The organism is Catellatospora sp. IY07-71, from assembly GCF_018326265.1.
Lineage (GTDB): Bacteria > Actinomycetota > Actinomycetes > Mycobacteriales > Micromonosporaceae > Catellatospora.
The window spans coordinates 5,527,411-5,544,737 of the sequence record NZ_AP023360.1 but is presented as its reverse complement, the minus strand read 5'-3'; the positions used below and the strand labels follow the sequence as shown (position 1 = coordinate 5,544,737).

The window sequence follows — 17,327 nt, the reverse complement described above, 5'->3', positions numbered from 1 at the left end:
GTCCGCCCCTTCGGCAAGTTTCCTTGCCGTTCTGGCAACAAGAGATGGCGCGGCACCGCTCACCATGCTCGGCCAGGACGCCGGGATCAGTAGACGTCGCGGACGTAGCGGCGGTCGGCCACGAGCTGCTCCATGTACGCCGCGGTGCCGTCGGTGTCCAGGTGGCCGTGCGCGGCGACCACCTCCCGCAGCGCCCGGTCCACGTCCTTGGCCATGCGGCTGGCGTCGCCGCAGACGTAGAGGTGTGCCCCCTCGGCCAGCCACGACCACAGCTGCGCGCCGTGCTCGCGCATGTGGTCCTGCACGTACACCTTGCTGCGCTGGTCCCGGGAGAACGCCGTGTCCAGGCGCGTCAGCGTGCCGTGCCGGCGCAGCGCGGCCAGCTCCTCGGCGTAGTAGAAGTCCGTGGCGCGACGCTGCTCGCCGAAGAACAGCCAGTTGCGCCCGGTGGCGCCGAGGGCGTGCCGCTGCTGCAGGAACCCGAGGAACGGCGCGACACCGGTGCCCGGCCCGACCATGACCATCGGGGCGGCCGGATCCTCCGGCGGGCGGAAGTGCGGTGAGCGCTGCACGAACACCTCCACCTCGGCGCCCGGCGCGGCGTCGGCGAGGTAGGTCGAGCAGACGCCCTTGCGGGTGTGACCGGCCGGGTTGTGGTAGCGGACCACCGACACGGTCAGGCTGATCCGGTCGGGCTCGACCACCGGCGTCGAGGAGATCGAGTACAGCCGGGGCTGCAACCGCCGCAGCACGTCCACCCACTCCTGGGCGCCGGCCCGCACTCGCCGGTGCGCGATGACGTCGACGGCCTGCCGTCCCCAGGTCCACTTGGCCAGCTCGCCGGTGTTGTCGGCGCGGAGCAGCGCGGCCAGCTGCGGGTCGTGGCCGCGCTCGGCGACCAGGCGCAGCAGGTCCGGGGTGATCTTCGTGATCTCCAGGCGGCGGTGCAGCGCCTCGCCCAGCGGCAGCACGCCGTGGCCCGGCACCTCGACGGGCTCGGCGGCGTCGAGACCGGTGACGGCGAGCCACTCGGTGACCAGTTCGGGGCAGTTGACCGGCCACACGCCGAGGGCGTCGCCCGCCTCGTACGCCAGCGCACCGCCCGTGTCGAAGGTGAACTGGCGCACCTCCTTCGCCGAGCCGGGCAGGCTGAGCAGCCGGTTGCCGGTCAGGGTGACCGCCAGCGGCGCGTCCTTGGTGGGCCGGGCAGCCCGGCTGCCACCCGGCAGGGCGGCCGGACCGGCCAGGGTGCCGAGGATCTGGTCCAGCCAGCCGCGGGCGGTGTGGTCGTAGTCGGGTTCGCAGTCGACTCGGGGCAGCAGCGCGGTGGCCCCGAGCTCGGCCAGGCGGGCGTCGAGGCGCCGCCCGTGGCCGCAGAAGTCGGCGTAGCTGGAGTCGCCGAAGGCGAGCACCGCGTAGCGGCGCCCGTCCAGCCGCGGCGCGCTGTCGGCTCGCAGCGCCTGCCAGAAGCCGGTGCCGTTGTCGGGTGCGTCGCCGTCGCCGAAGGTGCTGGTGATGAAGAGCAGGTCGGCGCCGTCCGCGAGGACCTGCGGCAGCGCGGAGCTCATCCGGTGCACCGCCGGCCGCCAGCCCGACTCGGCGAGCCGCCGGCCGACGGTGGTGGCGAACTCCTCGGCGTTGCCGGTCTGCGAGGCCCACAGGATGTGCACCGCGCGCGCCGGAGTGTCCAGGCCACCGTCGCGGTCGCGCGACGCGCGGGAGTACATCCCGGCGAGCAGGCCGTCGACCCACAGCGCCTCGTCCACGCTGAACGGCGCGGTCGCGGGCAGCACCGGCACCTGACCCGGCCCCGGCGGGGCCGCCGAGAGGGCGTCGACGAAGCCGGCCAGGTAGCGGCGCTGCACGTCGTCGGGGGTGAAGGCGACGTCGTCACCCAGCGCGAGCACGCCCCGCAGCACGTCCGGCACCGCGCCGGGCACGGTGGCGAGTTCGGCGGGGGGCAGCTCCGGCACGATCACGGCCGGCGGCGCCTCACCCGGCACCGCGACCTTCGTCAGCGCCACCGCGCACACCTTCAGCTCGGGCTGCAGCGAGATCGGGTCGACGGCGTCACTGGTGACCGCGTTGACGCTGACGTACTCCCCGAACAGGTCGTTCCAGTGGAACGGCGCGAAGCAGGCGCCGGGCGTGACCCGGTCGGTGACGGTGGCGGGCAGCACCGCCCGGCCGCGCCGGGACGCGACCTCGACCAGGTCACCGTCGGCGACGCCGAGCTGCGCGGCATCGACCGGGTTGACCTCGACGAACGGGCCGGGGTTGAGCCGGTTGAGCTTGGCGACCTTGCCGGTCTTGGTGAGGGTGTGCCACTGGTGCTGCACCCGCCCGGTGTTGAGCAGGAACGGGTACGTCTCGTCGGGCATCTCCGCCGGGGACAGGTGCGGGCGCGGGTGGAACACCGCGCGCCCGGTCGGCGTCGGGAACACCAGCCGCGGGCGGGTGCCGTCGGCGTGGATCAGCACGGGCTGGCTGACCCCGTCGTTGCGGTAGCGGACCGGGTTGCGGTCGGGCCCGTCCGGCGCGACCGGCCACTGCACCGGTCCCGCGGCGAGCCGCTCGTGGGTGACGCCGCGCAGGTCGTAGCCGGTGGCCGGGTTCGTGAAGCGCTGGATCTCGGCGAAGACCTCGGCGGCGTCGGCGTAGGTGAAGTCGTCGGCGTAGCCCATCGCGGCCGCGACGCGGGCGATCAGCATCCAGTCCGGCAGCGCCTCCCCCGGCGCGTCGACGGCCTGCCGGGACAGGGTCAGGTTGCGCTCCGAGTTGATCATCACGCCGTCGGTCTCGGCCCACATCGCGGCGGGCAGCATGATGTCGGCGTACGCGTTGGTCTCGGTGTCGGCGAACGCGTCCTGGGTGACGACCAGCTCGGCGGCCTCCAGGCCCTCGATGACGGTCCGGCGGTTGCCGACCGAGGCGACCGGGTTGGTGCAGATGATCCAGCACGCCTTGATCTCACCCGCGGCCATGCGCGCGAACATGTCCACGGTGCCCGTGCCCGCCTCGGCCCGCACGCTGCCCTCGGGCAGGCCCCAGACCTGTTCGGTGTACGCCCGGTCCCCCTCCGACAGGGCCGAGCGCTGCCCCGGCAGGCCGGGGCCCATGTAGCCCATCTCCCGGCCGCCCATCGCGTTGGGCTGCCCGGTGAGCGAGAACGGCCCAGCGCCCGGCCGGCAGATCGCACCGGTGGCCAGATGCAGGTTGACCAGCGCGTTGGTGTTCCAGGTGCCGTGCGTGCTCTGGTTGAGCCCCATCGTCCAGCAGCTCATCCACGCCCCGGCCGCGCCGATCCAGCCGGCCGCGCGGCGCAGGTCGTCCTCGGCCAGGCCGGTCAGCTCGGCCACCCGCTGCGGCGGGTAGTCGGCCAGCAGCTCCGCCGTCGCCGCCCAGCCCTCGGTGTGCTCGGCGATGAACGTCTCGTCGAGGCAGCCGTCGGCGGCGAGCAGGTGCAGCAGCCCGTTCAGCAGGGCGAGGTCGGTGCCGGGGCGGATCTGCAGGAACAGGTCGGCCTTGTCGGCGGTGGCGGTGCGGCGGGGGTCGACGACGATCAGCTTCGCCCCGGCCTTGACCCGGTCCATCATGCGCAGGAACAGGATCGGGTGGCAGTCGGCCATGTTCGACCCGATCACCAGGAACACGTCGGCGTGGTCGAAGTCCTCGTAGGAGCCGGGCGGCCCGTCGGCCCCCAGCGACAGTTTGTAGCCCGATCCGGCGCTCGCCATGCACAGCCGCGAGTTCGACTCGATCCGGCTGGTCCGCACGAAGCCCTTGGCGAGCTTGTTCGCCAGGTACTGCGCCTCGATCGTCAGCTGCCCGGAGACGTAGAAGGCGAGCGCGTCCGGGCCGTGCTCGTCGACGATCGCGCGCAGCCGCCGGGCGGTCTCGGCCACGGCCGTGTCGAGGTCCGTCTCGACCGGGTCCGCGCCGCGCGCCGGGCGGATCCGGGCCGTGTCCAGCCGGCCCGGCGCCGCCAGCATGTCCGCGCTGGTCGCACCCTTGGTGCACAGGCGCCCGCGGTTCGCCGGGTGCGCGCGGTCCCCGGCGACCTTCCGGACGACCCGGCGGCCGCCCGGCTCGCGGACGACGTCGAGGACCATGCCACAGCCCACGCCGCAGTACGAGCACACGGTCCGGACCCGGTTCGCGGCCTCCGCCTCGGGCACCTCGACGCACCACCCTCTCCTGCGGGGCCGGCGCCATGGTCGGCGACCGGGCCGCACCACGACGGTAGGAACGGCCCGTTACACGCCCGTCACACGACCGCGCCACAGCCCGTTACAGCGCGCCCACAACATCGACTCCACAGCTGTGAACCGCCGCTCCAGCCCACCGCACCTCACGGGTCCAGACAAGTGCCCGAATACGACAGTCGCCGATGTCTCGCGGATCATCGGCGCCCCAGTTCCACCGTGCGCACCAGCACCGGCTCGGTGCCCGGCGCGGGCGCGGCCTCGGTGTAGACCAGCACCCGCAGCTCGCCGCACAGGTCGTCGAGCTCGTCCACGCCCACGGCGAGCAGCCGCTCGGCGAACTCGTCCACCGTGCCCAGCGCCAGCGACTCGTCCGGCACCGGCCGGGGCCCGTCGGGGTTCATGGGTTCGAACGACGGGGTGCCCTTCGGACGGAAGCGCAGGTCGTACCAGTAGCTCTGCCAATACGGCTGCCTCGCGCGCACCGCACGGTTATATCAGCGCCGGTGCGGCCGGAACGGACTTGCGGTCCGATCCGGACCGGACCCAGGGCCGGCAACCGGTCCGGCCGGTCACGGCATGAATCTTTTGTGCCCTTTTGCTATAGAATTGACATATGACACGAGGCGGCCGGCAAGCTCGCCTACTCGCCGAGCGCGAGCGTCGGGTACGCGAAGCGGAGACGCTCGCCGCAGCCGAGGCGGCCCAGGCTGTCATCCGCGACGCCGAGGCTGATCAGCGTAACGACGAAGCCGACCAGCGCGACATCGCGCTCGAATGCCGCGACAGCCGGCTCACCGCCCGGGAGGCCGACGCCGCGGCCCGTGATCAGCGGGCCGGAGCGCGCGAGGTCGGTCTGGACGCACGGGAGGCGGCCGCCGACGAACGGGAGCGGCGCGCCGACGCGCGCGATCAGGCCGCCGACGAACGGGACGATGAGGCAGACGCCCGGGAGCACGAGGCAGACACCCGTGATCGGGGCGCGCGGTTCCGGGAGGACGCCGTGACGGCCCGCGAGAACGCCGCGGACGAGCGCGAGATCGCCACCGAACTGGCCCACTGGCACGACCAGTAGAACGGCAGGTCAGGCGGCCGGGCCGGGGACGGCGAGCCGCGCCACGATCCTGTTCAGCTGTTCGGCGTACGTCTCCAGGAACTCCGGCGAATCGGCCGCCAGCCCGGTCACCCGGCGCACGATCTGCGGGAGCACCGTCGGTGCGAGGGTCGCGGCGAAGAAGGTGAGCAGCACGTACGCCGGATCGAGATCGCCGGCCAGTTCTCCCGCCTGCTGGCGGCGGCGCACGTCGTCGACCATCGCCGCGAAGTAGTCGCCGGACCGCCGCTCGCCGTCGTCCGCGGGCGCGGCGGCCCCGGTGTCGGCCAGTCCCTCCCAGGCCAGCATCCGCGCCCACGACCGCTGGGCCCCGGCCTGCTTCACGAACTGCGACACGACCTCGGCCAGCGACGAGTCCGGGCGGGGAGCGCCGCCGCCGGTCTCCCACCGGCGTTGCAGCGCCTGGAACAGTCCTTCCTTGCCGTCGAAGTAGTACGAGATGAGCTGCTGGTTGACGCCCGCGCGAGCCGCGATCGCGCTGGTCCGGGCACCGGCGTAGCCGTGTTCGCCGAACTCGGCCAGTGCCGCTTCGAGGATGCGCTCGCGGGTGCGCTCGGCGTCGCGCTTGCGCTCGTCGCCGCTGGGCGAACGGCGGGGTCGGCTCATGGCGATCACCGTAACACGGTTCAGCGTGTGACTGACGCTATCAATCATTTGATTGACAGTGCCATCTGTCCGGCTAATACTCGGTCTCATGAGCGAACTCAGCGTCATGATCATCGGCGGGGGCATCGGCGGCCTGTGCCTCGCACACGGGCTGCGCCGAGCCGGGGTGGCCGTCACCGTGCACGAGCGCACCCGTGCACGCACGGACTGGCTGCAGGGCTACCGCATCCACATCAACCCGCACGGCAGCCGGGCGCTGCACGCCGCACTGCCACCCGAGACCTGGCAGGCGTTCCTCGACACCGTCTCCATCGACCAGGGCGGTTTCGCCTTCACCACCGAGCACCTCGACGACCTGCTGCGCTTCTCCGCCGCCGAGCTCACCCCCGAGGGCGGCCCACACGAGCAGCACTACGGCGTCAGCCGGATCAGCCTGCGCGAGGTGCTGCTGACCGGCCTGGGTGACGTCGTCCGGCACGGCAGCGAGTTCGTCCGCTACGAGGTCGCCCGCGGCCGGGTCACCGCGCACTTCGCCGACGGCAGCACCGACAGCGCCGACGTCCTCGTCGGCGCGGACGGCGCCAACTCCCGGGTACGCCGCCAGCTGCTCCCCCACGCCGAGCGGGCCGACACGGGCGTGCTCGCGATCGCCGGCAAACACCGCCTCGACGGCGCGGCCCTGCCGGACGTGCTGACCCGGCAGACCAACCTCGTCATCCCGAAGGACCGGGGCTCGCTGTTCACCGCCGTGTGGCGCCCCGACCGCAACCTGACGTCGCGAGGCGACCGGATCCCGGCCGAGTTCCTCCTCGACAACACCACCCCGTTCGTGCTCTGGGGCTTCAACGACGCCGCGGCGGCCTTCCCGCGCGGCGTCGAGGACCTGGACGGTGCCCGGCTACGCGACGTGGTGCTGGAGCGCGTGTCCGGCTGGGCGCCCGCCCTGCGCGACCTCGTGGCGGGCTCCGACCCCGGCACCGTGAACGCGATCCGGCTGCGCAGCGCCACTCCTGTCGGCCCCTGGGAGACCGGGCCGGTGACGCTGCTCGGCGACGCCATCCACAACATGACACCGCTGGCCGGAGTCGGCGCGAACACGGCCCTGCGCGACGCCGACCTGCTGCGCCGCAACCTCACCGCCGTCGCCGCCGGTGAGCAGGGCCTGATCCCCGCACTGCAGGACTACGAGCACCGCATGCTCGACTACGGGTTCGCGGCCGTACGCCAGTCGCTGCGCAACGCCGAGCAGGCGGCCTCGGCGAACCGGCTGGGCCGGGCCGCGTTCCGGGCGATGCTGCGCACGGTCGCCGCGCTACCGCCCGCCCGGCGCCGCATGGCCGCCCGGTTCGGCCGGTGACCGGCCGGCGATGACCCCTGCCGGATGCGTTCAGACCAGCACGGGTTCGGGCTGCACGGCCTGGGCGCGAGCGCGCCGCGCCCAGCGCACCGTGACCGGCACCGCCGCCCCGGCGACGGCGTACACGACGCCGAACAGCACCCAGCCCGGCCAGCCCCAGCCGACCACCACGGTGGCCAGCAGCGCCGGGGCGATCACCCCGGCGACCGAGAACCCGGTGCCGAACAGGCCCTGGTACTGGCCCTGGGCGTGGTCGGGAGCGAGGCCGAACGAGATTCCCCACGAGCCCGCGGCCTGGCGCAGCTCGGCGAGCACGTGCACACCGGCTGCGGCGAACAGGATCAGCGCGGCTGCCCAGCCGGGCAGCCCGGCGGCTAGGCTGTACAGCACACACGCGCCAAGCAGCAGAAACCCCGAGACGCGCTGGGCGGCGGCGGCACCCTCCACGGTGGCCGTGCCACGGCTGGCCCGGACCTGGAACAGCGCGACGACGATCGCGTTGAGCAGCGTCATCCCGGCGACCACCCAGGTCGGGGCGTCGGTGCGCTCGACCACCCACAGCGGCACGGCCACGTTCAGCATGCCGTAGTGGATGCACAGCACCCCGTTGAGCGCCGCCAGGGCGAGGTAGGGCCGGTCCCGCAGCACGACCAGCGCCGGGCCCGAGGCCGCCTTCGGCTGCGGTGCCACCGGCGGCACGCGCAGCACCAGGGTGCTGGCCAGCAGCGCGATCGCGACGCACACCACGATGATCACGGTGTAGGCGGCCCGGGTGTCGAACTTCAGCCCCACGCCCGCGATCACCGCACCGATCGCCCAGCCCACGTTCGTCACCGAACGCAGCACGGCACGGGTGCGCACGCGCTGCTCGCCCGGGATCGATCCGGCGATGAGGGCGCCGTTCGCCGCGCTGAACCCGGTCTCCAGCAGCTGCACCGCGCAGGCGACGGCGACGAAGCCGATGAAGCCGTCCACCACGAGGTAGCCGAGCATCAGCGCCGCGCGCGCCGCGCCGAACGTGACCATGACGCCGCGTGGGCCGATCCGGTCGGCCAGGTGGCCGGCGGGCACCCCGGCGAACAGGCTGACCACCGCGGCGATGGTGAGGCCGAGCCCGACCTCGGCGGCCGAGAGCCCGACCGACCGGGTGAAGAAGATGACGCTCACCGTGATGAACAGGCCGCGCGACGTGGACCCGGCCAGGGTGCTCAGGATCAGGGCACGGGTGGCCTGGTCGGCGGGCAGGCGGCTGATCAACCGGGTGAGCATGACGGGGACGCTAGTCCTGGTCGCCGTATCCGCGCCTGCCGGTTTCGGGTGCGTTGGCCCACATCATCCACCTTCGGCGATCGGTCCCACCGGCGCCGGCCGAGCATGGTTTCATGTACGGATGCCGGACGCCGTGACGATCAGCGGAATCCCCGCACCACTCACCTGGGGCCTTCCGCCCGCCGCGTGGGCGCTCACGCCGACGGGCGTCGAGATCACCGCCGGTCCGCGCACCGACATGTTCGTCGACCCGGCCGGCGGCGCGCCCACCGTGAACGCCCCTCGGCTGACCATGCCGGTCGACGGCGACTTCCAGCTGTCAGCCAAGGTGACGGTGGGCTTCGCCGCGACCTACGACGCAGGGGTCCTGCTGCTGCATGCCGGGGACGCGCAGTGGGGCAAGCTGTGTTTCGAGCTGTCGCCGCAGGCCAAGCCGATGATCGTCTCCGTGGTGACGCGCGGCGTGTCCGACGACGCCAACGCCTTCGTCGTCGAGGGCGACACGGCGTGGCTGCGGGTCTCGCGCACCGGGCAGGCGTACGCCTTCCACGCCTCGGCCGACGGCGGCTTCTGGCACTTCATCCGCTACTTCACGCTCGACGAGCCCGCGGCCGTCGGCTTCGAGGCCCAGTCCCCCACGGGCCAGGGCTGCTCCGCCGCCTTCAGCGAGGTCACCTTCAAGAACGAGGGCCTCGCCGAACTGCGCGACGGCTCCTGACCCGCAGCGGCGTCAGCCACGCGCCCGAGCCGCAGCCAGAGGCGCGCACTCGTCCCAACCTGGCGTGGCTCAGCGCATGGTGGCTCAGCGAAGGCCGTCGAAGAAACGGCGGAAGAACCCGCCCTCCATGGGCAGCGGGGCGGCCGGCGGCGGGGCCTCGCGGCGCTGCCGGGCGATCGGCTGGTCGTAGTCGGTGCGGGCGATCGCGTCGACGACCTGCTCCTCGGTGAAATCCTCGGAGCCGGGGATGTGCGGCACGAAGCCGACCAGCATCCCGTCGCGCAGCACCTGCGCCTCCAGCCCGGCGGTGCCGTCGGTGTCCCACAGCGCCTCGCGGCCGTCGGCCAGCACGATGCGGATGCCGGCCCGCCGGTGTCCACCGGCGAGCGACAGGTGCGCGGGGATGCCGCGCTCGCGCAGCACGTCCACCACCCGCCGGGCACGTTTGTCGTCCATGCGCCGACGTTAGCCACTCCCCCTGTGCACGAGCTGGGAACATGCCGTACGCCCGGTGTTTTTTCACGGCAGCACGCGCAGCGGGCGCTCGAAGAAGGTCTCCAGCACCACGACGGTCTGGGTGCCGGTGACGCCGTCCACGGCGAAGATCTGCCGCAGCGTCGCCTGAAGCTCCTCGGTGGTCGCGGCCCGCACCCGCACCAGCAGCGAGGCGGCTCCGGCCACGATGTGCGCCTCCTCGATGCCGTCGATCGCGAGCAGCGCGTCGCGGGTGGGCGGATCGCCCATCCACGCGTTCGCGTCCACCATCACGAACGCCGACACGCCGCGGCCGACGGCGGCGGGGTCGACGTCGACGGTGGTCCGGCGGATGACACCGCGTTCACGCAGCTTGCGTACCCGGTCGTGGGCCGCGCCCGCGGACAGGCCTACCGCCTTGCCCAGCTCGGCATAGGACTGCGTGGCGTCCTGCTGCAGGCGGGCCAGCAGTCTCCGATCGACGTCATCCACCATGCGCGGCCTTCTTAATGTGATTCAGCTGACTTCTGAGTTGACCATATCAGATTCGGAAGTATTACGCTTCTGCCATACAAAGTTCAGAGCTTGGAGGCACCACCGTGGTTGACACCATTCCCGCCGAGTTCACCGTGCTCGACGAGCGCTTCCGTTACTGCGACGGCGACTTCGTCGTCGAGCGCCTGCACACCGGCGCCCGCAAGACCGAGGGCCCCGCCTACTTCCCGGCGGGCCGCTACCTGGTGTGGAGCGACATTCCCAACGACCGTCTGCTGCGGTGGGACGAGACCACCGGGGCGGTCGGCGTGTTCCGGCACGGCTCCGGCTACGCCAACGGCAACACCGTCGACCGCCAGGGCCGCCTGATCACCTGCGAGCAGGGCAACCGCCGCGTCACCCGCACCGAGCACGACGGCAGCATCACCGTGCTCGCCGACCGATACCAGGACAGGCGTCTCAACAGCCCGAACGACGTCGTGGTGCGGGCCGACGGCACGATCTGGTTCACCGACCCGACCTACGGCATCACCGGCGACTACGAGGGCAACCAGGCCGAGAGCGAGTTCGGCGGCGCCTGCTACGTCTTCCGGCTGGACCCGGCCACGGGCGACCTGAGCGTCGTCGCCGACGACTTCTGCCGGCCGAACGGACTGGCCTTCTCCCCCGACGAGCAGCGGCTGTACATCGCCGACACCCGCCAGGAGCCCAGCCACATCCGCGTCTTCGACGTCACCGCCGACGGGCGGCTGACCGGCGGGACGATCTTCGCCACCTGCGACGCCGGGCGCTTCGACGGCCTGCGCGTCGACGCCGAGGGCCGGGTCTGGGCCGCGGCCTGGGACGGCGTGCACTGCTTCGCCACCGACGGCACCCTCATCGGCAAGCTCCTGCTGCCCGAGTCGGTCGCCAACCTCACCTTCGGCGGACCGAAGCTCAACCACCTGTTCATCACCGCCGGAACCTCGGTGTACACGCTGCGGGTCACCTTCAACGGCGCCCGCTACCCGCGGCCCGCCCTGCCTCACTGAGGTGGGCGCAGCAGGTGCTCGGCGGCGCGCGCGACCGCGTCGCTGGTGGTGTGTCCGGGGTGGTCGGCGGCGATGAAGTGGCGGCCGATGGCGAGCGCGAACATCAGGGTGCTGCGCGCCTCGACCTCGGCCGGGTCGGCGACGAAGGTGCTGAACGCCCGCCGCAGGAAGTCCATGCGCTCGTTGTCGATCCGCCGCAGCCGGGCCGCGACGGACTCGTCGTGCCGGGCCCACGCGCGAACGGCGAGGTCGATCCGGTGCAGGTCGTCCGAGGAGCTCAGCTGCCCCACGCGGCGGATGCGGTCGGCGGCGTCGCCGCCTTCGGCGTCGGCGCGGGCGATGATCTCCCGGGTGCAGCGGCGCTCCCACTCGTCGAGCAGTTCGGCCAGCAGCGCGGGCCGGCCGTCGAAGTATCCGTAGAACCCGCCTTTGGTGACGCCCAGCCGGGCGGCCAGCTGCTCGACGCGGACCGCGTCGGGTCCGCCCTCGGCGAGGGCCGCCAGCCCGGCTTCGATCCAGCGGGCTCGTGTCGTGCGCGCCACAGCGGGAATCGCCCCCACCTCCTGGTCCACCGTCGTGAATGTACGGTACCGTACAGATCATCTATACGGCACCGTATAGATCGACCGGCCGTACGCGGCCGGGTGAGGAGGGACGGGACCGTGGGCAACCGCAGGCGACTGCTCTGCTGGGCGAGCGGGACGATGATCGTGCTGGGCACGGGGCACCTATGCCTGCTGGCGCTGACCGCATGGTCCGGCGTCGCGGGCTGGGTCGACCGGGGGATGTGGGCGGCCGTGCCCCTGGCCTTGGCCGGCGAGAGCGGCCGCACCGTGGACGCGCTGCAGAACAAGGTCACCTTCTGGGCGGGTCCGGCGAGCTTCGCGGTGCCGCTGATCCTGCTGGGCTGCCTGATCTGGCACCTGGCGGGACGCGGCGTCGCCGTGCCGGCCGCGTTCGGCTGGGTGCTGGCCGCGTGGTGCCTGCTGGGCGGTGTCCTGCTCGTGCCGTCGCCGTTCTTCGCCGGAACGGTCGCCGGGATGCTCATCGTCGTGGCCGCCCGGAAGGATGCGCGACCGGCGGCCCTGCGACCATCCTGAGCGGACTCGCCCCAGGCCGGTGTGGCGGCCGGCTCACCCGGCCGGCCGCCACATCCGTTCAGTGCGCGACGGTGACCAGCGGCCGCTCCGGTGTCGCCACCGGCGGCGCGTTCCGGTCCCCGAGGACGATGTACGTGATGGACCAGGCCAGGAACACCAGCCCGGCCGCGGCGGTGAAGGCGAGGCTGTAGCCGTCACGAAGTGCCTCTACCAGCGGCTTACCCTCCCCGAGCAGGCCGTCGCTGTGCCTGGTGGCGATCGTCGCCAGCGCGGCCAGGCCGACGGCCGCCCCGGCCTGCTGCGCGGTGCTGTTGACCCCCGAGGCCAGTCCCGCGTCGGCTGGTGCCACGTTCGACATCGCCCGCATGATCACCGCCGGGATCGTCAGTCCCATGCCCATACCCTGGATGACGAGGGCGGGCGCCACGTGCAGCCAGTAGTCGCCGCCGACCGGGGCGGTGCTCAGCAGCAGCAGGCCCCCGCCGAGGGCGGCCAGCCCGGTCAGCAGCACCCGCCGGGTGCCGAACCGGGCCGTGAGCCTGGCCGACAGCAGCAGTGACATCGCCCCGATGACCAGTGGCGCGGGCAGGAAGGCCAGCCCCGTGCGCATCGAGTCGAACCCGAGCACCCGCTGCAGGTAGAGCGCGTTGAGGAACTGGAAACCGAACCCGGCCGCGAATACCAGCATGACCACCACGTTGGCGCCGACGGTCTGCCGGTCGCGGAAGACGGCCGGCGACATCAGCGGGCGCGCGGCCGTCGCCTGCCGGACCGCGAACAGCACCAGCAGCAGCACCGCGAGCAGCGCGTACCAGGGGTTCAGGCCGTGCTCGGCGATCCGGGCGATGGTGAACACGCCCAGGGACAGGCCCGCGGTGACCAGCACGGCGCCCGCGACGTCCGCTCCGGCGCGCAGGCCGAGACCGGGCTGCCGGGACAGGTGGCGCAGGCCCGATGCCAGCGCCAGTACGCCGAGCGGAAGGTTGGCCAGGAAGATCCATTTCCAGCCGTACAGCTCGGTCACCACTCCCCCGGCGATGAGGCCGACCGCGCCGCCCCCGGCCGAGACGAAGCTGTAGAGGCCCATGGCCCGCGCCTGCTCGCCCGGCTCGGGGAACAGCACGACGATCATCCCGACGACGACGGCCGAGGCCAGCGCGGCACCGGCACCCTGCAGGAACCGTCCGGCGATCAACAGCTCCGGGCTGCTCGCCAGGCCGCACAGCAGCGAGGCGGCGGTGAAGACACTGACACCGGCGAGGAAGATGGTCCGGGCGCCGAGCAGGTCGCCGAGCCGCCCCGACAGCAGCAGCAGGCCGGCGAAGGCGAGCAGGTAGGAGTTGACCACCCAGGACAGTCCGGACTGGGTGAAGCCGACGGCGTCCTGGATGGCCGGCAGCGCGACGGTGACGATGGTCCCGTCCAGCACGATCATCAGCTGCATGAGGCACAGCACGGCCAGCGCGGGACGCCGCGAGGCGCGGGTGGAGGGGTGGGTCGATGACACGGTTATTCCTAACTGACGACACGACACGTAGCGTTTCCTCAGTCTGAGACGACGGCATGCCCGCTGTCAACACGACCCGTGTCGTTTCCTAGAATCGCCACATGAGCGCCGACCCGCCCGCCGACACCCGCCGTCGCAACGAGACCAGCCGCCGCGCCATCCTCACGGCCGCGTTGGACCTGTGCGAACAGGTCGGATACGGGGCCACCACGGTCGAGGCCATCGCCTCCCGGGCCGGCGCCAGCAAGAAGACGATCTATCGGTGGTGGCCGTCCAAGGGCGCCGTCGTGCTGGAGGCCGTCACCGATCTCGCCCCGGCCGAGACGCCTTTCCCACACAACGCCGACGTGGCCGCGGATCTGCACGAGCAGATGAACGCCGTGCTCGCCTTCCTCGGCAGCCCGCGCGCCGGTTCGGCGTACACCGGGCTGATCGCCGAGACGCAGCACGATCCGCAGCTCGCCGAGGCCCTGGTCACGCAGCTCATCCGGCCCCGGGTGCAGGCCGCCGTCGACCGGCTCGACGCGGCGCGGCAGGCCGGCGAGCTCAGCGAGCACGCCGACCTGCGGCTGGCGGTGGAGATGCTGTACGGGCCGATCTACTACCGGCACCTGCTCCATCTCGGACGGCCATCACCGGAACACCTGCGGAACCTGATCGAGCAGGTCATCGCCCCGCTGCGGCCGCAGTCCCGCGGGCGCGGCTGAGCACGCCGCGCCGCGAGGACGGGATCACGGCAGGAAGTAGTCCGCCATGAGCCGGCCGACCCACTCTGGCTGGCTGATCTCGGCGGGCCGGAACTCGGCCATGGCGGGTTTGAGGTCGACGACAGGGGTGCCCGCCGCGGCGTCGAGCCCGCGCACGGTCAGCTCCCGGCCCCGTACGGCGACGATCCGGCACGTGGTCATGCCGAGCCGGTTGGGCCGGTTGGGGCCGCGGTCGGCGAACATGCCGACCTCCGGCAGGTCCGCGCGGCCACGCGGGCACCGGGGCCGGTGGTCCGGCCGTTCGGTCGCCCGGTCGAACACGAAGAACACGTCGACGTGGGAGAACTCGGCCAGGCCGAGCATGCAGTCGTCACCGAAACGCGGGTCCACGACGATGGTGCTGGTCACCGCACCCCAATGGTCGGTGAGCGCGGGGTCCGGCCGGTCGTTGTGCACGATCCCGACGGCGGTCATCTCGAAGCGCATGATGGATCCCTCCTGATGGTCAGGGTTCGCGGTACGTCTCCCGCTCCGGTGGCGTGCCACGGCGCCGTCGGCCGTGGCACGCCACCGGAGCGGGTCAGGCCCGGGTCCGGTAGAGCCGCATGGTCAGCGGCCCGAACACGGCCACCAGCAGTCCGGCCGCTGCCAGCACCCGGACGAGCTGGTCCGCGGTGCCCGTGCCGTGCATGAGGCCGCGTGCCGCGTCCACCACCATGCTCACCGGGTTGACCTCGACGAACGTCCGCAACCAGCCGGGCATGGTCGCCGGGTCGACGAAGACGTTGCTGGCGAAGGTCAGCGGAAACTGGACGAGGAAGCTCACCGCGCTGATCGCGCTCGGCGTACGCAGCACGAGCCCGAGCGTGGCCCAGACCCAGGACAGGCCGAAGGCGAACACCAGCAGCAGCGCGATCGCGGCGAGCACCCCGCCCACGCCACCGCCGGGCCGGAAGCCCATGACCAGGCCCAGCGCCACGACCAGCCCGGCGGCGAGCACGTTGCGCGCGGCGTCGGAGAGCAGCCCGCCGACGATGAGCGCCGGACGCCAGATCGGCATCGAGCGGAAGCGGTCGGTCACGCCGGTGGTGATGTCGGTCTTGAGGTTGACGCCGGCGTACACGCTGATCAGCAGTACGGCGAAGACCATCGTGCCCGGCAGGAGCGTCTGCAGGTAGTCCCGGGGAGAACCGGCCATGGCCCCGCCGAACAGATAGGTGAACATGACCGTGAACAGGATCGGGATCATGATGGCGTCGGCGAGCTGCTCCGGCACGTGCTTGATCCGCAGCAGGGCCCGGCGGGCGAAGGTCAGCGACGCCGACAGGGCGCTGCTGCGGGGTGGTCGCGGCCCGGCCGAGACGGTGTCCCGCAGCGATCGGACACCTCCGGAGGCGGCCGGCTGACGGGTGGCGGATGCGGTGGTCATACCGGCTGCTCCTGATGGGTGGTGGCGCCGTCCGGCGCGGGATGCCCGGTGAGGGCGAGGAACACCTCGTCGAGGCTCGGCTGGGCGAGGGCGAACGTGTCGACGGCGATGCCCGCCCCGGCGAGCCCGGCCAGCGCGAGCGAGGCTCGCCCGGGGTCGTCGACCCGGGCCGTCAGCAGCGCCGCGTCGTCGGGTCCGGGCCGGACGGCCGCCCCCAGGACGTCACCGAGCGCACGTTCCGCCGCGGACCGGCGGGCCGGGTCGGAAACTCGCACCTGGAGGGTGCCCGCCCCGACGGAGGCCTTCAGCTCCCCCGGGGTGCCCTCCGCGACCACCCGGCCGTGGTCGATGACCGCGAGCCGGTCCGCGAGCTGGTCGGCCTCGTCGAGGTACTGCGTCGTGAGCAGCACGGTCGTGCCCTCCGCGGTGAGGGCGCGAACCGCGTCCCACACCTGGCCGCGGCTGCGCGGATCCAGGCCCGTGGTCGGCTCGTCGAGGAACAGCAGGTCCGGCCGGACGACGACGCTGGCGGCGAGATCGAGCCGGCGGCGCATGCCGCCCGAGTACGTCCTGACCGTGCGCCCGCCCGCTTCGGCCAGGCCGAAGCCGTCCAGCAGCTCCCCCGCTCGCCGTACGGCCGCCGCACGGCCCAGGCCGAGCAGCCGCGCGATGATCGTGAGGTTCTCGGTTCCGGTCAGCGCCTCGTCGACCGAGGCGAACTGGCCGGTCAGGCTGATCCGCTCGCGGACCCGTTCGGCCTGGCGGACGACGTCGTGGCCGAGCACCCGGGCGGTGCCCCCGTCCGGTTGCAGCAGGGTGGCCAGGACGCGGATGGTCGTGGACTTGCCCGCCCCGTTCGGCCCGAGGAAGCCGTACACGCCGCCGGCCGGCACGTGCAGGTCCAGCCCGTCCAGTGCGGGCGCGGCACCGAAGGTCTTGCGCAGCCCGCTCGCCTCGATGGCCGGCGTGGTCGTCTCACTGCTCATCGACGACCTCGATCTGCTCCACGGTCACGTCCTCGGCCAGCGCGAAGGCCGCCGCCGACTCGGGACGGCCGGGCGCGATCCCCCGGGCCGCCGCGAGCTGCTCCGCGGAGTCCCACCGCCAGATCGCCAGCCAGGTGCGCTCGTCGAGCCGGCCGAGCCGGGTCTCGGTCGGACCGTGCCCGGCCGAGCGGGTGACGGAGACCAGCGCCGCGTGTCTGACCAGCAGCTCTGCTTGCGCTGCGGAGTCGGCGGTGAACCGGGTGAGGGTGATGACGGTCATTACTAGAACCTTTCGCTAGAAGCGTTCACTAGTGACGGGTTCTAGAGGT

Annotated in this window: 18 protein-coding genes; 6 read left to right on the top strand and 12 right to left on the bottom strand. The window is 72.6% G+C overall.

Going from position 1 to position 17,327, the window contains the following annotated elements:
- Window positions 1-86 precede the first annotated feature (86 nt).
- The gene (locus CS0771_RS24490; RefSeq protein WP_244871000.1) at window positions 87-4,178 is read right to left on the bottom strand and encodes a bifunctional nitrate reductase/sulfite reductase flavoprotein subunit alpha; all 4,092 of its coding nucleotides are present in this window, start codon (window positions 4,176-4,178) and stop codon (window positions 87-89) included.
- A gap of 224 nt (window positions 4,179-4,402) precedes the next feature.
- Window positions 4,403-4,690, bottom strand: coding sequence for a hypothetical protein (locus CS0771_RS24485; protein ID WP_212843190.1), 288 nt, complete (start codon window positions 4,688-4,690; stop codon window positions 4,403-4,405).
- A gap of 131 nt (window positions 4,691-4,821) precedes the next feature.
- Between CS0771_RS24485 and CS0771_RS24480 the strand changes: the two genes are divergently transcribed.
- Window positions 4,822-5,280: a hypothetical protein gene (locus CS0771_RS24480; RefSeq protein WP_212843189.1), complete on the top strand. Its 459-nt coding sequence runs from the start codon at window positions 4,822-4,824 to the stop codon at window positions 5,278-5,280.
- 9 nt (window positions 5,281-5,289) lie between these two features.
- Here CS0771_RS24480 and CS0771_RS24475 read toward each other — a convergent pair whose 3' ends face one another.
- On the bottom strand, window positions 5,290-5,925 hold the full coding sequence (locus CS0771_RS24475; protein WP_212843188.1) for a TetR/AcrR family transcriptional regulator: 636 nt from the start codon (window positions 5,923-5,925) through the stop codon (window positions 5,290-5,292).
- A gap of 88 nt (window positions 5,926-6,013) precedes the next feature.
- Between CS0771_RS24475 and CS0771_RS24470 the strand changes: the two genes are divergently transcribed.
- Window positions 6,014-7,282, top strand: coding sequence for an NAD(P)/FAD-dependent oxidoreductase (locus tag CS0771_RS24470; protein WP_212843187.1), 1,269 nt, complete (start codon window positions 6,014-6,016; stop codon window positions 7,280-7,282).
- Window positions 7,283-7,312: 30 nt separating this feature from the next.
- Here the strand turns inward: CS0771_RS24470 and CS0771_RS24465 are convergent, their stop codons facing one another.
- Complete coding sequence (locus CS0771_RS24465) at window positions 7,313-8,551, bottom strand: MFS transporter (RefSeq protein ID WP_244870999.1); 1,239 nt, start codon at window positions 8,549-8,551, stop codon at window positions 7,313-7,315.
- 121 nt (window positions 8,552-8,672) lie between these two features.
- Between CS0771_RS24465 and CS0771_RS24460 the strand changes: the two genes are divergently transcribed.
- A complete protein-coding gene (locus tag CS0771_RS24460; RefSeq protein WP_212843186.1) occupies window positions 8,673-9,269 on the top strand; it encodes a DUF1349 domain-containing protein in 597 nt (198 codons plus the stop codon).
- 84 nt (window positions 9,270-9,353) lie between these two features.
- Here CS0771_RS24460 and CS0771_RS24455 read toward each other — a convergent pair whose 3' ends face one another.
- Window positions 9,354-9,725 carry a hypothetical protein gene (locus CS0771_RS24455; RefSeq protein ID WP_212843185.1) on the bottom strand — a complete coding sequence of 124 codons (372 nt, stop codon included), beginning with the start codon at window positions 9,723-9,725 and terminating at the stop codon, window positions 9,354-9,356.
- A 63-nt stretch (window positions 9,726-9,788) separates the two neighbouring features.
- Complete coding sequence (locus CS0771_RS24450; protein WP_212843184.1) at window positions 9,789-10,238, bottom strand: Lrp/AsnC family transcriptional regulator; 450 nt, start codon at window positions 10,236-10,238, stop codon at window positions 9,789-9,791.
- Window positions 10,239-10,342: 104 nt separating this feature from the next.
- On the opposite strand from CS0771_RS24450, the gene CS0771_RS24445 reads away from it, so the two are divergent.
- A complete protein-coding gene (locus CS0771_RS24445; protein WP_212843183.1) occupies window positions 10,343-11,269 on the top strand; it encodes an SMP-30/gluconolactonase/LRE family protein in 927 nt (308 codons plus the stop codon).
- Here CS0771_RS24445 and CS0771_RS24440 read toward each other — a convergent pair.
- Window positions 11,263-11,841 carry a TetR/AcrR family transcriptional regulator gene (locus CS0771_RS24440; protein WP_244870998.1) on the bottom strand — a complete coding sequence of 193 codons (579 nt, stop codon included), beginning with the start codon at window positions 11,839-11,841 and terminating at the stop codon, window positions 11,263-11,265. The two genes, CS0771_RS24445 and CS0771_RS24440, sit on opposite strands and share 7 nt — an antisense overlap.
- Window positions 11,842-11,931: 90 nt before the next feature.
- Here CS0771_RS24440 and CS0771_RS24435 point away from each other — a divergent pair, with 90 nt between their 5' ends.
- Entirely contained in the window at window positions 11,932-12,369 is a 438-nt protein-coding gene (locus tag CS0771_RS24435; RefSeq protein WP_212843182.1) for a DUF6463 family protein, read from the top strand.
- Between the two features lie 58 nt (window positions 12,370-12,427).
- On the opposite strand, the gene CS0771_RS24430 is transcribed toward CS0771_RS24435, so the two are convergent.
- On the bottom strand, window positions 12,428-13,876 hold the full coding sequence (locus CS0771_RS24430; RefSeq protein ID WP_244870997.1) for an MFS transporter: 1,449 nt from the start codon (window positions 13,874-13,876) through the stop codon (window positions 12,428-12,430).
- A gap of 101 nt (window positions 13,877-13,977) precedes the next feature.
- Between CS0771_RS24430 and CS0771_RS24425 the strand changes: the two genes are divergently transcribed.
- Complete coding sequence (locus tag CS0771_RS24425) at window positions 13,978-14,583, top strand: TetR/AcrR family transcriptional regulator (RefSeq protein WP_212843181.1); 606 nt, start codon at window positions 13,978-13,980, stop codon at window positions 14,581-14,583.
- 24 nt (window positions 14,584-14,607) lie between these two features.
- Here the strand turns inward: CS0771_RS24425 and CS0771_RS24420 are convergent, their stop codons facing one another.
- The 4 genes from CS0771_RS24420 to CS0771_RS24405 all read right to left on the bottom strand — a co-directional run bounded on the left by CS0771_RS24420 (window position 14,608) and on the right by CS0771_RS24405 (window position 17,278).
- Window positions 14,608-15,069: an SAM-dependent methyltransferase gene (locus CS0771_RS24420; protein ID WP_244870996.1), complete on the bottom strand. Its 462-nt coding sequence runs from the start codon at window positions 15,067-15,069 to the stop codon at window positions 14,608-14,610.
- Between the two features lie 94 nt (window positions 15,070-15,163).
- Window positions 15,164-16,012, bottom strand: a complete 849-nt coding sequence (locus tag CS0771_RS24415; protein WP_212843180.1) for an ABC transporter permease — start codon at window positions 16,010-16,012, stop codon at window positions 15,164-15,166.
- Window positions 16,009-16,998: an ATP-binding cassette domain-containing protein gene (locus tag CS0771_RS24410; protein ID WP_212843179.1), complete on the bottom strand. Its 990-nt coding sequence runs from the start codon at window positions 16,996-16,998 to the stop codon at window positions 16,009-16,011. The genes CS0771_RS24415 and CS0771_RS24410 overlap by 4 nt, the downstream gene beginning before the upstream one ends.
- Window positions 16,988-17,278, bottom strand: coding sequence for a hypothetical protein (locus CS0771_RS24405; protein ID WP_212843178.1), 291 nt, complete (start codon window positions 17,276-17,278; stop codon window positions 16,988-16,990). The genes CS0771_RS24410 and CS0771_RS24405 overlap by 11 nt, the downstream gene beginning before the upstream one ends.
- Window positions 17,279-17,327: the final 49 nt, after the last annotated feature.

Bases quoted from the DNA above. Each gene is read 5' to 3' on its own strand.
- CS0771_RS24480 (WP_212843189.1), top strand. From the start codon at position 4,822: ATGACACGAGGCGGCCGGCAAGCTCGCCTACTCGCCGAGCGCGAGCGT.
- CS0771_RS24475 (WP_212843188.1), bottom strand. From the start codon at position 5,925: ATGAGCCGACCCCGCCGTTCGCCCAGCGGCGACGAGCGCAAGCGCGAC.
- CS0771_RS24470 (WP_212843187.1), top strand. From the start codon at position 6,014: ATGAGCGAACTCAGCGTCATGATCATCGGCGGGGGCATCGGCGGCCTG.
- CS0771_RS24465 (WP_244870999.1), bottom strand. From the start codon at position 8,551: ATGCTCACCCGGTTGATCAGCCGCCTGCCCGCCGACCAGGCCACCCGT.
- CS0771_RS24460 (WP_212843186.1), top strand. From the start codon at position 8,673: ATGCCGGACGCCGTGACGATCAGCGGAATCCCCGCACCACTCACCTGG.
- CS0771_RS24455 (WP_212843185.1), bottom strand. From the start codon at position 9,725: ATGGACGACAAACGTGCCCGGCGGGTGGTGGACGTGCTGCGCGAGCGC.
- CS0771_RS24450 (WP_212843184.1), bottom strand. From the start codon at position 10,238: ATGGTGGATGACGTCGATCGGAGACTGCTGGCCCGCCTGCAGCAGGAC.
- CS0771_RS24425 (WP_212843181.1), top strand. From the start codon at position 13,978: ATGAGCGCCGACCCGCCCGCCGACACCCGCCGTCGCAACGAGACCAGC.
- CS0771_RS24420 (WP_244870996.1), bottom strand. From the start codon at position 15,069: ATGCGCTTCGAGATGACCGCCGTCGGGATCGTGCACAACGACCGGCCG.
- CS0771_RS24415 (WP_212843180.1), bottom strand. From the start codon at position 16,012: ATGACCACCGCATCCGCCACCCGTCAGCCGGCCGCCTCCGGAGGTGTC.
- CS0771_RS24410 (WP_212843179.1), bottom strand. From the start codon at position 16,998: ATGAGCAGTGAGACGACCACGCCGGCCATCGAGGCGAGCGGGCTGCGC.
- CS0771_RS24405 (WP_212843178.1), bottom strand. From the start codon at position 17,278: ATGACCGTCATCACCCTCACCCGGTTCACCGCCGACTCCGCAGCGCAA.